This is a genomic window from Streptomyces sp. NPDC047061 (genome assembly GCF_040643955.1).
Taxonomy (GTDB): Bacteria; Actinomycetota; Actinomycetes; order Streptomycetales; family Streptomycetaceae; genus Streptomyces.
Genome location: NZ_JBEYVI010000032.1, coordinates 108,183 through 122,569, shown reverse-complemented (window position 1 = coordinate 122,569; position 14,387 = coordinate 108,183). Strand labels below are relative to the sequence as shown.

At 73.3% G+C, this 14,387-nt stretch carries 13 protein-coding genes; 10 read left to right on the top strand and 3 right to left on the bottom strand.

What is annotated here, in order from left to right:
- The first annotated feature begins 170 nt into the window (after positions 1–170).
- From ABZ887_RS35710 to ABZ887_RS35680, 7 genes are all read left to right on the top strand, one after another.
- A complete protein-coding gene (locus ABZ887_RS35710) occupies positions 171–1,013 on the top strand; it encodes a RodZ domain-containing protein (protein ID WP_361298942.1) in 843 nt (280 codons plus the stop codon).
- 92 nt (positions 1,014–1,105) lie between these two features.
- Positions 1,106–2,578: a 30S ribosomal protein S12 methylthiotransferase RimO gene (rimO, locus tag ABZ887_RS35705; protein ID WP_361298939.1), complete on the top strand. Its 1,473-nt coding sequence runs from the start codon at positions 1,106–1,108 to the stop codon at positions 2,576–2,578.
- The gene (pgsA, locus tag ABZ887_RS35700) at positions 2,575–3,375 is read left to right on the top strand and encodes a CDP-diacylglycerol--glycerol-3-phosphate 3-phosphatidyltransferase (RefSeq protein ID WP_361298936.1); all 801 of its coding nucleotides are present in this window, start codon (positions 2,575–2,577) and stop codon (positions 3,373–3,375) included. Before rimO ends, pgsA begins: the two co-directional genes overlap by 4 nt.
- Positions 3,372–3,917: a CinA family protein gene (locus ABZ887_RS35695; protein WP_361298933.1), complete on the top strand. Its 546-nt coding sequence runs from the start codon at positions 3,372–3,374 to the stop codon at positions 3,915–3,917. The genes pgsA and ABZ887_RS35695 overlap by 4 nt, the downstream gene beginning before the upstream one ends.
- A 109-nt stretch (positions 3,918–4,026) precedes the next feature.
- Positions 4,027–4,401 (top strand): helix-turn-helix transcriptional regulator, encoded by a 375-nt coding sequence (locus ABZ887_RS35690; protein WP_089104432.1) that lies wholly within the window; start codon positions 4,027–4,029, stop codon positions 4,399–4,401.
- Between the two features lie 252 nt (positions 4,402–4,653).
- The gene (locus tag ABZ887_RS35685; RefSeq protein ID WP_361298930.1) at positions 4,654–5,124 is read left to right on the top strand and encodes a DNA starvation/stationary phase protection protein; all 471 of its coding nucleotides are present in this window, start codon (positions 4,654–4,656) and stop codon (positions 5,122–5,124) included.
- Between the two features lie 101 nt (positions 5,125–5,225).
- A complete protein-coding gene (locus tag ABZ887_RS35680) occupies positions 5,226–5,504 on the top strand; it encodes a hypothetical protein (protein ID WP_361298927.1) in 279 nt (92 codons plus the stop codon).
- On the opposite strand, the gene ABZ887_RS35675 is transcribed toward ABZ887_RS35680, so the two are convergent.
- The 3 genes from ABZ887_RS35675 to ABZ887_RS35665 are packed head-to-tail and all read right to left on the bottom strand — an operon-like array spanning position 5,452 to position 12,152.
- Positions 5,452–6,216 (bottom strand): SDR family NAD(P)-dependent oxidoreductase, encoded by a 765-nt coding sequence (locus tag ABZ887_RS35675; protein ID WP_361298924.1) that lies wholly within the window; start codon positions 6,214–6,216, stop codon positions 5,452–5,454. The genes ABZ887_RS35680 and ABZ887_RS35675 overlap by 53 nt on opposite strands.
- Before the next feature lie 32 nt (positions 6,217–6,248).
- Entirely contained in the window at positions 6,249–7,091 is an 843-nt protein-coding gene (locus ABZ887_RS35670; RefSeq protein ID WP_361298921.1) for a DNA-formamidopyrimidine glycosylase family protein, read from the bottom strand.
- Positions 7,092–7,139: 48 nt separating this feature from the next.
- Positions 7,140–12,152 carry an ATP-dependent helicase gene (locus tag ABZ887_RS35665; protein ID WP_361298918.1) on the bottom strand — a complete coding sequence of 1,671 codons (5,013 nt, stop codon included), beginning with the start codon at positions 12,150–12,152 and terminating at the stop codon, positions 7,140–7,142.
- Between the two features lie 300 nt (positions 12,153–12,452).
- Between ABZ887_RS35665 and ABZ887_RS35660 the strand changes: the two genes are divergently transcribed.
- From ABZ887_RS35660 to ABZ887_RS35650, 3 genes are read left to right on the top strand one after another with little or no spacing between them, the layout of a single operon-like run.
- Entirely contained in the window at positions 12,453–13,304 is an 852-nt protein-coding gene (locus ABZ887_RS35660) for an AraC family transcriptional regulator (RefSeq protein ID WP_361298915.1), read from the top strand.
- Between the two features lie 10 nt (positions 13,305–13,314).
- Complete coding sequence (locus ABZ887_RS35655) at positions 13,315–14,070, top strand: AzlC family ABC transporter permease (RefSeq protein WP_361298912.1); 756 nt, start codon at positions 13,315–13,317, stop codon at positions 14,068–14,070.
- A complete protein-coding gene (locus ABZ887_RS35650) occupies positions 14,067–14,375 on the top strand; it encodes an AzlD domain-containing protein (protein ID WP_361298909.1) in 309 nt (102 codons plus the stop codon). Before ABZ887_RS35655 ends, ABZ887_RS35650 begins: the two co-directional genes overlap by 4 nt.
- The last annotated feature ends 12 nt before the right edge of the window (positions 14,376–14,387 follow it).

Sequence of the window (14,387 nt, the reverse complement as noted above, 5' to 3'; positions counted from 1 at the left end):
GCGAGAGGAAAGGTGTGTACTCCATCCTGGGGCGCACACCTGACCCGTCATCGGGATGTCCGGCCATACCGATGGCGTACAAAGTCGTACCGCCCGGTTGCTTCACCCTTTCGCACCCCCCCTAGACTGAACCTCCAGCACAGGTGGCTACACGCTCGAAAGGCGCCCCCGTGTCCATCGGCAGCAACTCCCCTGAGGACGAGCGTCCGTTCTCAGACGTGTCCGAGGAAAACCGCCCCTCCGTAGGCCGAGCCCTCAAACAGGCCCGCATCGCCGCCGGGCTGACCGTCGACGACATCAGCGGGAGCACCCGGGTCCGTATCGCGATCGTGCACGCGATCGAGGCCGACGACTTCGCCCCCTGCGGCGGCGACGTCTACGCCCGCGGGCACATCCGGACCCTGGCCAAGGCCGTCGGCCTCGACCCCGAGCCGCTGCTCGCGCAGTTCGCGGCGGAGCACGGTGGTGGGCGGCCCGCGCCGACGCCCGCCGCACCGTTGTTCGAGGCGGAACGCATCCGTCCCGAGCGGCGCGGACCCAACTGGACGGCGGCCATGGTCGCCGCGATCGTCGTCGTGATCGGTTTCGTCGGCTTCACCGCTTTCAAGGGCGGCGACGGCGACGACGCCAAGCAGTCGGTCGCCGAGGGCCCCGCCCCGTCGACCAGCAAGCCGGTCTCGCCGACCCCGAAGGAGAGCAAGCCCGACAAGACCCCCGAGCCCTCCGACAGCGCGATCGCCGCCGCGCCCCAGGACAAGGTCACCGTCCAGGTCAGCGCGGTCAACGGACGCAGCTGGATCTCGGCCAAGGACCACAACGGCCGGATGCTCTTCGACGGGCTCCTGAAGAAGGGCGACTCCAAGACCTTCCAGGACAGCTCCAAGATCAACCTGATCCTCGGCGACGCCGGAGCCATCCAGCTCTACGTCAACGGCAAGAAGATCGAGGACCAGTTCCAGCCCGGCGCGGTGGAGCGTCTGACGTACACCAAGGGCGACCCGGAAGTCGGATAACCGTTCGGATCACGCACGTACACAAGGGGTTGGCCATGATCGGCCAGCCCCTTCGACGTGGGCTGTCAGTGAGACAAAGTAGTCTTGAGCCCATGCCTGAACGCCGTACCGTCGCACTTGTCACTCTCGGCTGCGCCCGTAACGAGGTGGACTCGGAGGAGCTCGCAGGCCGTTTGGAGGCGGACGGCTGGCAGCTCGTCGAGGACGCCTCGGCCGCCGACGTCGCCGTGGTCAACACCTGTGGCTTCGTCGAGGCCGCCAAGAAGGACTCCGTCGACGCCCTCCTCGAGGCCAACGATCTCAAGGGGCAGGGCAGAACCCAGGCCGTCGTGGCGGTGGGCTGCATGGCCGAGCGGTACGGCAAGGAACTCGCCGAGGCGCTGCCCGAGGCGGACGGCGTGCTCGGTTTCGACGACTATGCCGACATCTCCGACCGGCTGCAGACCATCCTCAACGGCGGCATCCACGCCTCGCACACCCCGCGCGACCGGCGCAAGCTGCTGCCCATCAGCCCCGCCGAGCGGCAGGACTCGGCCGCCGAGGTGGCTCTCCCGGGACACGGACCGACCGACCTCCCGGAGGGCGTCGCGCCCGCCTCCGGCCCGCGTGCGCCCCTGCGCCGCCGCCTGGACGGGTCCCCGGTGGCCTCGGTCAAGCTCGCCTCCGGCTGCGACCGGCGCTGCTCCTTCTGCGCCATCCCGTCCTTCCGCGGCTCCTTCATCTCACGCCGGCCCAGCGACGTGCTGAACGAGACCCGATGGCTGGCCGAACAGGGCGTGACGGAGATCATGCTGGTCTCCGAGAACAACACCTCCTACGGCAAGGACCTGGGCGACATCCGCCTCCTGGAGTCCCTGCTGCCGGAGCTGGCCGAGGTGGACGGCATCGAGCGGGTGCGCGTCAGCTACCTCCAGCCCGCCGAGATGCGCCCGGGCCTGATCGACGTGCTGACCTCCACCCCGAAGGTCGTCCCGTACTTCGACCTGTCCTTCCAGCACTCCGCGCCCGGCGTGCTGCGGGCGATGCGCCGCTTCGGCGACACCGACCGCTTCCTGGAGCTGCTCGACACCATCCGCGGCAAGGCCCCGCAGGCCGGCGTCCGGTCCAACTTCATCGTCGGCTTCCCCGGCGAGTCCGAGTCCGACCTGGCCGAGCTGGAGCGCTTCCTGAACGGCGCGCGGCTGGACGCCATCGGCGTCTTCGGGTACTCCGACGAGGAGGGCACCGAGGCGGCGACGTACGAGAACAAGCTCGCCGAGGAGGTCGTCGCCGACCGCCTCGCGCACATCTCCCGGCTCGCCGAGGAGCTCGTCTCGCAGCGGGCCGAGGAACGCGTCGGCGAGACCGTGCACGTCCTCGTGGAGTCCGTGGACGACGAGGACGGCGTCTACGGCCGCGCGGCCCACCAGGCGCCCGAGACGGACGGACAGGTGCTGCTCACGAGCGGCGCGGGTCTGTCCGTGGGTCGTATGGTCGAGGCGAAGGTGGTCGGTACGGAAGGTGTCGACCTGGTGGCCGAGCCGCTGCAGGGCTCGCCCGTATGGAGTGAGGAGGCCGGCAGATGACCGGAGTCCCGGCGTCCGCCGCGGGCGGCTCCCCCGGCGCGCACGGCGTCCCGGGCTCCGCCGCCACCTCCGGTGCCGCCCCGGATTCCGGTTCCCGTGATTCCGGTTCCCTCGACAACGGTGCTCACGACAACGCTGCTCACGGCAACGGTTCCCAGGACGGCGAGCGGTCCGTGCGCGGCGGGAAGATCGCCGCTGCCGCCGTCAACCAGGCGAGCCTGTGGAACGTCGCCAATCTGCTGACCATGCTCCGGCTGGTCCTGGTGCCCGGCTTCGTCGCCCTGATGCTGGCCGGCGGCGGATACGACCCGGCGTGGCGCTCGCTCGCCTGGGCGGCCTTCGCCATCGCCATGATCACCGACCTGTTCGACGGGCATCTGGCACGCACCTACAACCTGGTCACCGACTTCGGGAAGATCGCCGACCCCATCGCCGACAAAGCGATCATGGGGGCGGCGCTGATCTGCCTCTCCGGGCTGGGCGATCTGCCCTGGTGGGTGACGATCGTCATCCTCGTCCGGGAACTCGGCATCACGCTGATGCGTTTCGTGGTCATCCGCTACGGCGTGATCCCGGCCAGCCGCGGCGGCAAGCTCAAGACGCTCACCCAGGGCGTGGCCGTGGGGATGTACGTGCTGGCACTGACGGGGTGGCTGGCCACCCTGAGGTTCTGGGTGATGGCCGCGGCCGTCGTTCTGACCGTCGTCACCGGCGTCGACTATGTGAGACAAGCCATTGTGCTGCGGCGGCAGGGAATCGCCGAGCGCGCAGCAGCGTTGGAGGAGACGGAAGCGTGAGTTCCACGGCCGCCGAACTGGTGCGACTACTGACGGTGAGAGGGCAGACCCTCGCTGTCGCCGAGTCGCTGACCGGCGGCCTGGTTGCGGCGGAGATCACGACGGTCCCGGGGGCGTCCAAGGTGTTCCGGGGCTCCGTCACCGCCTACGCCACCGAGCTGAAGCACGACCTGCTGGACGTCGACGCCACCCTGCTGGCCCAGCGCGGAGCGGTGGATCCGCAGGTCGCGGCCCAGATGGCCGCCGGAGTGCGCAAGGCGCTGGGCGCCGACTGGGGCCTCGCGACCACCGGAGTCGCCGGCCCGGAACCGCAGGACGGCCGGCCGGTCGGGACGGTTTTCGTGGCCGTGGACGGGCCGTTCGGCCCTGGTTCCGGTTCTGCCGCTGGCGGAAAAGTGGAGGCCCTGCGGTTGAACGGCGACCGCGCGGAAATTCGTAGAGAGAGTGTACGGAGCGTACTCGCACTCCTTCTGAGGGAGCTTGCGAGCGAACAGACCGGGAATGAGCGGACACAGGATACGGAACAGAACGGGGGGTTTTGATGTTTGCAGCCCTGAGTGAACACGACATCGCTCCCCGCACGGCCGCGGCGCAAGGCGGTACGGTGGGGCGTGAAGGATGCGGCTACGCGGTCCGAGGAGGGAGCCACCGATGATTCTGCTCCGTCGCCTGCTGGGTGACGTGCTGCGTCGGCAGCGCCAGCGCCAGGGCCGTACTCTGCGCGAAGTCTCCTCGTCCGCCCGAGTCTCACTCGGCTATCTCTCCGAGGTGGAGCGGGGGCAGAAGGAGGCTTCCTCCGAACTGCTCGCCGCCATCTGCGACGCGCTGGACGTACGGATGTCCGAGCTCATGCGAGAAGTGAGCGACGAGCTCGCCCTCGCCGAGCTGGCCCAGTCCGCCCGGGCCACCGAGCCCGTGCCCACGCCGGTTCGCCCGATGCTGGGTACCGTCTCGGTGACCGGCGTGCCACCGGAACGGGTGACCATCAAGGCACCCGCCGAGGCGGTGGACGTGGTCGCCGCGTGACGCCTGCGCGGGTGTAGACCGACGCGGCGCCGACCTGGCGTCGAAGAAGTGCGCGAGGCCCCGGCCGGGGCCTTCCCGGGGAGACCTGGGGAGGTGCGGCCGGGGCTTTGGTGCGTCTGCGGACCTTCTGCGGACTGTCCGCCGATTTGTCCGCGGATTGTCTGCGGACCGTATGCGTCCATTTGCCGGTGTCCGGTGGTCCGGTCATGGTGGAGGGACGTGACAGGGGGCGAACGACCGGAGAGGGAACGCATGTACGTCGTGAAGAGCCCGCTGTCCGACGCGGACCTGAAGACCGTGGCGGAGGCGCTGCAGGGCGCCCTCGTCGACCTGGTGGATCTGGCGCTGGCCGCCAAACAGGTCCACTGGAACGTGGTCGGGCCCCGCTTCCGTACCGTCCACCTCCAGCTCGACGAGGTCGTGGACACGGCCCGGGCGCACTCCGACACGGTCGCGGAGCGGGCGTCGGCGCTGGGTGTCTCACCGGACGGGCGCGCCGCCACCGTGGCCGCCGGCAGCGGCATCGGGCCGGTCCCCGGCGGCTGGGTCAAGGACTCGGACGCGGTGTCGGCCCTGGTGGACGGGTTGGGCGCGGTGATCACCCGGATGCGGGAGCGGGTCACGGAGACCGCGGAGGCCGATCCGGTGTCCCAGGACCTCTTCATCGGGATCACGGCGGATCTGGAGAAGCATCACTGGATGTTCCAGGCGGAGAACGCGTAGCAGAGGCCGATGCCCGTCCACGGCCGTTGCATCGGTGAGCCCTCGGTGCGCCTCCCCGGCGGGCCGGGTGGCGTTCTAGCGTCCGGCTGGAGGTGGCGACCATGGTGGGGCGGATAGTGCGCTGGGGGGTTGCCCTGGGGCTCGCGGCGGTGTGGTGGTGGGCGGTACTGCGGATCGCGCTCACCGACGGCGCCGGGGCGTTTGAGGGGACCGTGGCCGCCGGCGGGTGGGGGCTGAGCCTGCTGCCGGTGAACTGTGTGCCGAGGTCCCGGGCGGCCGGGGCCCTGGGGCCGGCGCGCTGGCGGACGGCCTGGCGGACGCAGGGCGCTACCAGGGCATCGCCACCCCTCCGTTCGGGCGCAGGATCTGGCCCGTCGTGAACGAGGAGGCGTCGGACGCCAGATAGAGCACGGCGTGCGCGACGTCCTCGGCCTCGCCGACCCGGCCCAGCGGCGACATCCGGGCCATCCGGTCCTCCGTGCGCTGTTGCTCGGCACGGTCGTCGCGGTCGGTCATGGGGGTGCGGGTCCAGCCCGGGGCGACCGCGTTGACGCGGATGCCCTGCCGGCCGACCTCGTTGGCGAGCGTTCTGGTCAGCTGGACCACGGCCGCCTTCGCCGCGCCGTAGCAGAGCAGGCCGGGGCCGCCGGTGTCGATCGCGCCGGAGGCCATCGTGATGATGCTGCCCCCGGCCCCCCTCGCCAGCATCAGCCGCGCCGCCTCCTGGCAGGCGTACAGCACGCCCTTGAAGTTGACGCCCAGCACCCGGTCGAGGTCCTCGTCCCGGGTCTCCAGGACCGGGCTGCGGTGCATGATCCCGGCGATCGCCGCCATGACGTCCAGCCGCTCGCAGGACCGCACGGCCTCCCCGAGCCGGGCCCGGTCGGTGACGTCGAGGGTGTGGGTGCGGGCGCTGCCGCCCCGGTCCTTGATCAGCGTCGCCGTCTCGTGCAGGCCGTCCGCGTCCCGGTCGGCACAGTGCACGGTCGCGCCCGCCTCGGCGAGCAGGACCGCGGAGGCCCGGCCGATACCGCCGGCGGCGCCGGTGACGAATGCGGTGCGTCCGGTGAGGTCGTACGCCTTGAGGGGCATGAAGGGACGGTACGAGCATTTCTGACGGGTCGTCAATTACTTGGGCGGGGGCGGACTCCGGGGGTGCGCCGGGAACCCGGGGCGGGGGCCGGGCCGGTCTGGCAGGCGGGGCACCAGTAGGTGGGGCGCTCCCGGGAGCCGTCGCCCTGGTCGGCGAGGCGGATCGGAGTCCGGCAGCGCAGGCAGGGGCGGGGTGCGCGGCCGTAGACGAAGAGGTCGTGGTCGCGCAGGCCGGTGGTCCGGCGCACGAGGCGGTCGCGGTTGGCCGCCAGGAGGCGCTGGGCGAGGCCGGGGAGCATCGCGGCGCGGTCGGCGGGGAGCGCGCCGACCGGGAGCCAGGGCGTCGCGCCGATCAGGAAGCAGAGCTCGCTCTTGTAGATGTTGCCGATCCCGGCGAGGTTGCGCTGGTCGAGCAGGGCCTCGCCGAGCGGGCGGGCCGGGTCCGCGAGGAGGTTGGCGAGGGCGCGGCCGGGGTTCCAGTCGGGGCCCAGGAGGTCGGGGCCGAGGTGGCCCACGGCGCGTTCCTCCTCGCCGGTACGCAGGAACTCCAGGACCTGGAGGCGGTACCCGACGGCCGTGCGGTCGGCGGTGCCGAGGATCGCCCGGATCTGGTGCGCGGGACCGCCCTTCCAGCGTTCGGCACTGCCGTAGACCTTCCAGGCGCCCTCCATCCGCAGGTGCGTGTGGAGGGTGAGGCCGCCCTCGAAGCGGGTGAGCAGGTGCTTGCCGCGCGGGGTGGTGCCGAGGACCGTACGGCCGGTGAGGTCGACCGTGGCGTACCTGGGCACCCGGAAGTCGCTGCGGGTCAGCACCTGGCCGGCGAGCGCGTCGTGCAGGCGCCTCGCGGCCTGCCAGACCGTGTCACCTTCGGGCATGGGTCAAGGGTGGCACGAGGGGACGAGAGGCGAGGTTCGCACAGGGGCTCACGCCCGCAGCCGCAGGCCGCGCGGGGTTGCGATGAAGCCCGCTCCCTCCAGGACGGTGCCCAGCGGGGAGGTCAGGGCCGAGGCGCCGTTGACGCGCTCCACCGTCACCGTGCCGAGGGTGCCCGCGCGGGCGGCCGCCGCGAGGGCCTCGGCCGCCGTACGGAGCCGGGTGTCGTCGGTGGCGGCCGTGTCCGGGGCGGAGGGCCAGGCCAGCAGGGTCTTGCCACCGCGCTCCATGTAGAGCGTCAGCTCGCCGTCGACCAGGACCACCAGCGAGCCGGCCTTGCGGCCGGGTTTGTGCCCGGCGCCGGTGGGGGGTTCGGGCCAGGGGAGGGCGGCGCCGTAGGCGTTCGCCGGGTCGGCGGCTGCCAGGAGGACGGCTCTGGGGTCGGGGGCGGAGGGGGCGCGGGTGCGGTGGTTGCCGTAGGCGTAGGGGTTCCGGCCGGAGGAGTTGGGGTCGTAGGGGTTCGGGCCGTACGGGTTCGCGGGGCTGCCGCCCCGGGGGCCGCCGTAGCCGGGGGCGGTGAACGGGTCGGCGGGGGCGCGGTCCTTGGGGGAGACGTAGTCGCCGGGGGCGGTGGGCGGCTCGGGCGGCCAGGTGAAGTCGCCGTCCAGGTCGGCGAATTCGGCCCCGTCGAAAGGGCCGAGCGGGTCTAGGGAGGCGAGTGGGTCGGTCGCGTGAGTGCCGTGGCCGCCGCTCGGGTCGGTGAACGCGGTGGCGCCGGGGGCTCCGGCGCCACCGAAGCCGGTACCCGGCAGGCCCTCGCCCCGCTCGCGGGCGTTGGACACCGCGCGCAGCCGGTCGACCGCGCCGTCCATCGCGAACTGGGCCGCGCCCAGGCCCTCCACGACGTAACCCCGGCGCGCCTGGCCGCTCTCCTCGAACGCCGACAGGATCCGGTACACCGCCGAGAAGCCGCCCTCGACGCCCTCCGCCGCGACCGCGCCCCGCGTCACCACGCCGTGCCGGTCGAGGAGGGTGCGGGCCAGGGCGTGGGCGCGCACGGTGGTGTCCGGCTCGCGCTGCGGCAGCAGGGACCAGCGGCCGGCGACGGTCGGCGGGCCGGTACGGGAGGCCGGGCGGGCGGCGGCCGTCAGGGAACCGTAGCGACCGCGCGGAACGGCCCGCTTGGCACGGTGGGCGGTGGAGCCCGCGGTACGGCCCGAGCCCAGCAGGGAGCGCATCGGGGCCAGCGTGTCGTTGGTGAGCCGACCGGACCAGGCCAGGTCCCAGACGGCGTCGGCCAGTTGGGGATCGGTGGCGTCGGGGTGCGTGGTGGCGCGGACCTGGTCGGCGATCTGGCGGAAGAACAGGCCGTAGCCCCCGGAGAGGGCGTCCAGGACGGACTGGTGCAGGGCGGTGAGCTCCAGCGGGTGCGGCGGCGCGAGGAGCACGGGGGCCGTGTCCGCCATGTACAGGGAGACCCAGCCGTCCTTGCCCGGCAGGGCGCCCGCGCCGGCCCACACGATCTCGCCCGCCGCGGTGAGTTCGTCGAGCATCGCGGGCGAGTAGTTCGCCACCCGGGACGGCAGGACCAGCTTCTCCAGGGCCGACGCCGGCACCGACGCGCCCTGCAACTGCTCCACGGCGCGCACCAGTCCGTCGACGCCGCGCAGCCCGTGCCCCTTGCCGATGTGCTGCCACTGCGGCAGGAACTGGGCGAGCGCGGCCGGTGCCACTGGCTCCAGCTCGTGCCGGAGCGCGGCCAGCGAACGGCGCCGCAGCCTGCGCAGCACCGCCGCGTCGCACCACTCCTGGCCGATGCCCGCCGGATGGAACTCGCCCTGTACGACCCGCCCGCTCGCCGCCAGCCGCTGCAACGCGCCCTCCGTGACCGCCACCCCGAGCCCGAAGCGGACGGCCACGGTGGTCGACGTGAACGGGCCGTGGGTGCGCGCGTACCGCGCGAGGAGGTCGCCGAGCGGGTCCTTCACGGGCTCGGTGAAGGCCTCGGGGACGCCGACGGGCAGGGCGGTGCCGAGGGCGTCGCGCAGCCGGCCCGCGTCCTCGATCGCCGCCCAGTGCTCGGCCCCGGCGATCCGCACCCTGATGGCCCGCCGGGCGCCCGCCAGCTCCGCGGCCCACTGCGGCTCGGCGCCCCGCTCCGCCAACTCGGCGTCCGTGAGCGGCCCGAGCAGCCGCAGGACGTCCGCCACGCCCTCGGGGTCCTTGATCCGGCGGTCCTCGGCCAGCCACTGGAGCTCACGCTCCAGCTCGGTCAGCACCTCCGCGTCGAGCAGCTCCCGCAGCTCCGCCTGGCCCAGCAGCTCGGCCAGCAGCCGGGAGTCCAGGGACAGCGCGGCCGCGCGGCGCTCGGCGAGCGGGGAGTCACCCTCGTACAGGAACTGCGCGACGTAGCCGAAGAGGAGGGAGCGGGCGAACGGGGAGGGCTCGGGGGTCGTGACCTCGACCAGGCGGACCTTGCGGGACTCCAGATCGCCCATCAGCTCGACCAGGCCCGGGACGTCGAAGACGTCCTGGAGGCATTCGCGGACGGCCTCCAGGACGATCGGGAACGAGCCGAACTCGCTCGCCACCTGGAGCAGCTGGGCGGCGCGCTGGCGCTGCTGCCACAGGGGGGTGCGCTTACCGGGGTTGCGGCGGGGGAGCAGCAGCGCGCGGGCGGCGCACTCGCGGAAGCGGGCGGCGAACAGGGCCGAGCCGCCGACCTGGTCGGTGACGATCTGGTCGACCTCGCCCTTGTCGAAGGCGACGTCCGCCGCGCCGACCGGCGCCTGCTCGGCGTCGTACTCCGTGCCCGCCTTCATGGGGGCCTGGTCGAGCAGGTCCAGGCCCATCAGGTCGGCGTCGGGCAGCCGCAGCACGATGCCGTCGTCGGCGTGCATGACCTGCGCGTCCATGCCGTACCGCTCGGAGAGGCGGGCGCCGAGGGCGAGGGCCCAGGGGGCGTGGACCTGGGCGCCGAAGGGGGAGTGGACGACAACCCGCCAGTCGCCCAGCTCGTCGCGGAAGCGCTCCACCACGATCGTCCGGTCGTCGGGGACATGGCCGCAGGCCTCGCGCTGTTCGTCCAGGTACGACAGCACGTTGTCCGCCGCCCAGGCGTCCAGGCCGGCCGCGAGGAGGCGCAGCCGGGCGTCGTCCTTGGGGAGCGAGCCGACCTCGCGCAGGAACGCGCCGACCGCGCGGCCCAGTTCGAGCGGGCGCCCCAGCTGGTCGCCCTTCCAGAACGGCAGCCGGCCCGGGACGCCGGGGGCGGGGGAGACGAGGACGCGGTCGCGGGTGATGTCCTCGATGCGCCAGGAGCTGGTGCCCAGGGTGAAGACGTCGCCCACCCGGGACTCGTACACCATCTCCTCGTCCAGCTCGCCGACCCGGCCGCCGCCCTTCTTGGGGTCCGCGCCGGCCAGGAAGACGCCGAAGAGGCCCCGGTCGGGGATGGTGCCGCCGGAGGTGACGGCGAGCCGCTGGGCGCCCGGGCGGCCGGTGACGGTCCCCGCGACCCGGTCCCAGACCACGCGCGGGCGCAGCTCCGCGAACGCGTCCGACGGGTAGCGGCCCGCGAGCATGTCGAGGACCGCGGTGAACGCCGACTCCGGCAGCGAGGCGAACGGGGCCGCACGGCGGACCGTGGCGAGCAGATCGTCGACCTGCCAGGTGTCCAGCGAGGTCATCGCGACCAGCTGCTGGGCCAGCACGTCGAGAGGGTTGGCCGGGACCTTCAGGGACTCGATGGAGCCGGTGCGCATCCGCTCGGTGACCACGGCCGCCTGCACCAGGTCGCCCCGGTACTTGGGGAAGACCACGCCGGTGGAGACCGCGCCGACCTGGTGTCCCGCACGGCCGACACGCTGCAGGCCGGAGGCCACCGACGGCGGGGACTCGACCTGGACGACCAGGTCCACCGCGCCCATGTCGATGCCCAGTTCGAGACTGGAAGTGGCCACCACGGCGGGCAGCCGGCCGGCCTTCAGGTCCTCCTCGACCAGGGCGCGCTGCTCCTTGGAGACCGAGCCGTGGTGCGCGCGGGCGAGGACCGGCGGGGCGCCCTGGGCCGCGCCCGAGCCGCCCATCAGCTCGGCCGGCGAATGGTGCTCGTCCAGGGGCTCGCCGGTCGCCCGCTCGTAGGCGATCTCGTTGAGCCGGTTGCACAGCCGCTCCGCCAGGCGGCGGGAGTTCGCGAACACGATCGTCGAGCGGTGGGCCTGCACCAGGTCGGCGATCCGCTCCTCCACATGCGGCCAGATCGACGGCTTCTCCGCGCCCTCGCCGCCGTCGGTGGCCGGGGAGCCGCCCAGCTCTCCCATGTCCTCCACCGGGACGACGACGGAGAGGTCGAACTCCTTGCCGGACTTCGGCTGGACGATCTCCACCTTGCGGCGCGGCGAGAGATAGCGGGCCACCTCGTCGGCCGGGCGGACGGTCGCCGACAGGCCGATCCGGCGGGCCGGCTTCGGCAGCAGTTCGTCCAGCCGCTCCAGGGAGAGCGCGAGGTGCGCGCCGCGCTTGGTGCCGGCGACCGCGTGCACCTCGTCCAGGATCACCGTCTCGATGCCGGTCAGCGCGTCGCGCGTGGCCGACGTCAGCATCAGGAACAGGGACTCCGGGGTGGTGATCAGGATGTCCGGCGGGCGGGTGGACAGGGCGCGGCGCTCGGCGGCCGGGGTGTCGCCGGAGCGGATGCCGACCTTCACCTCCGGCTCGGGCAGGCCGAGACGGACGGACTCCTGGCGGATGCCGGTCAGGGGGCTGCGGAGGTTCCGCTCGACGTCGACCGCGAGGGCCTTGAGCGGCGACACGTACAGCACCCGGCAGCGCTTCCTCGGGTCGGCCGGGGGCGGGGTGGAGGCCAGCTGGTCCAGGGCGGCGAGGAAGGCGGCCAGCGTCTTGCCGGAGCCGGTCGGGGCGACCACCAGCACGTCCGAGCCCGCGCCGATGGCCTGCCACGCGCCCGCCTGGGCCGCGGTGGGCGCGGAGAACGCCCCCGTGAACCAGCCGCGGGTCGCGGGGGAGAAGCCGTCGAGGGCCCGGTGTGCGGATTTCGGCATGGGTCCATCCTGCACCTGGCCACTGACAGCCGGGGTCGAGAGACCTCGGCTACGCCTTCGGCCCTTGTCTTCCCACCCGCACCACCCGTGACGGTTTCGTCGTCGGGTGCGGGTGGCCCCGGTGGGGCGGATTCGCCGTCGGCGGCAGCGCGAGGGCGGCGGGCGGGAGAGTCGGGCGGGCGGCATTTCGGGTGCGGGCCGGTGGGGGCTGGTCGCGCAGTTCCTCGCGCCCCTTTCAGGGGCGCTGCCCCTACCCAGTCAAGAAGCGGGGTGGCGGGTGAGGACGGTGACAATGGGCGTATGACGGGATCGGAGGAGCGGGCGCGGCACTGGCGGTACGAGGCGTTGCCCGGTGTCGATCTGCTGCGTGCCCGGTACATCAGCAAGACGTTCGTCCGGCACACCCACGAGAACTTCGTGATCGCCGCCATCGCGGACGGCGTCGAGGTCTTCCACCACCGGGGCTCCGACGTGTCCGCGGGGGCGGGTGCGCTCGCACTGGTCAACCCGGACACCCCGCACACCGGGCGGGCCGGGGTGCCCGAGGGCTGGCGGTACGGGGCGGTCTACCCGGCGCCGGACCTCGTGGCGGGGATCGCCGCCGAGACCACCGGGCTCCGCGGCACCCCCGGCTTCGTCAGCCCGGTGCTCGACGATCCGTACAGCGTCTCCCTCGTGCACCGGGTGCTGCGCGCCGCCGACGAGGGCAACGCGCTCGCTGCCGACACCCTGCTGCGGGTGGCGATCACCCGGCTGCTGCGGCTGAACGGCGGCCCGCTGCCGCAGCGGCAGGTGCGCACCGCCGGCGCCCGGCTCGCCGCACGCGCGCGTGCCGTGCTGGAGGAGCGGATGGCCGAGCCGCCGACCCTGGAGCGGCTCGCCACCGACCTCGGCACCAGCCCCTTCGCGCTGCTGCGGGCGTTCCGCGACGCCTACGGCATGCCGCCGCACACCTGGCTGACCGACGCCCGGGTGCGACGCGCCCGGCTGCTGCTGGACGCGGGCACGCCGCCCGCCGAGGCGGCCGTCGCCGTGGGCTTCACCGACCAGCCGCACCTCAACCGGCACTTCGCCCGGATCGTCGGTGTCCCGCCGGGCGCCTACCAGCGCGAGCGCAAGAACGTACAAGACGCGCGGGACGGCCGCCCGTAGCGTCCTGGGCGTGGCACAACAGACAGCACTCGCAGACATACGCGACGAAGGCGGGCCGAAGCCCGACTCCGCCGTCGTCCGGGACGCCCTCGGGGTCGGGGTCGCCGTGGGACTGTCCGGGTTCGCCTTCGGGGTGACCTCGGCCGGCAGCGGGCTCGGCCTGCTCCAGACCTGCGCGCTCAGCCTCCTGGTGTTCACCGGCGCCTCCCAGTTCGCCCTGGTGGGCGCGCTCGCGGCGGGCGGCAACCCGCTCACCGCGGCAGCCGGCGCCTTCTTCCTGGGCGTGCGCAACGCGTTCTACGGGCTGCGCCTCTCCCAGGTGCTGGCCCCCCTCCCGCGCGCGGTGCGGCCGTTCGCCGCCCAGTGGGTGATCGACGAGACCACCGCGGTCACCCTGGCCCAGCCGACGCGGCGCGCCGCCCGGCTCGGTTTCACCGTCACCGGGCTCAGCCTGTACGTGCTGTGGAACCTCACCACCCTGCTCGGCGCGCTCGGCGCCAAGGCCGTCGGGAACACCGACGCCTGGGGCCTGGACGCGGCCGGACCCGCCGTCTTCCTGGCCCTGCTCGCCCCGATGCTGAAGACCACCACCGACCGCGCGGTCGCCGCCCTCGCGGTGCTGCTGGGCCTCGGCCTGCTGCCCGTGCTGCCGGCCGGGGTGCCGGTCCTGGTGGCCGCGCTGGCGGCACCGGCCGCCCTGTTCGTCTCCGGCCGCCGCCTCGGGCGCGACCGTACCCGCGACGAGGCATCCGAGGAGACCCCGTGAACTTCTGGATCGCGATCGGCGCGACCGCCCTCGGCTGCTACGCCGTCAAGCTCGCCGGACTGCTGGTGCCCGCGGGCGTGCTGGAGCGGCCGGTGGTGCGGCGACTGGCCGCCCTGCTGCCCGTGGCCCTGCTGGCGGCTCTCACGGCCCAGCAGACGTTCGCCGACGGGCACGTGCTCGTGCTGGATGCCCGGGCCGCGGGGCTCGGGGCGGCCGCCGTGGCGCTGGTACTGCGCGCGCCCTTCCTGGTCGTCGTCGGAGTCGCCGTGCTGGTCACGGCGGGGCTGCGCGTCGTCACCGGCTGAGACGTCTGTCAT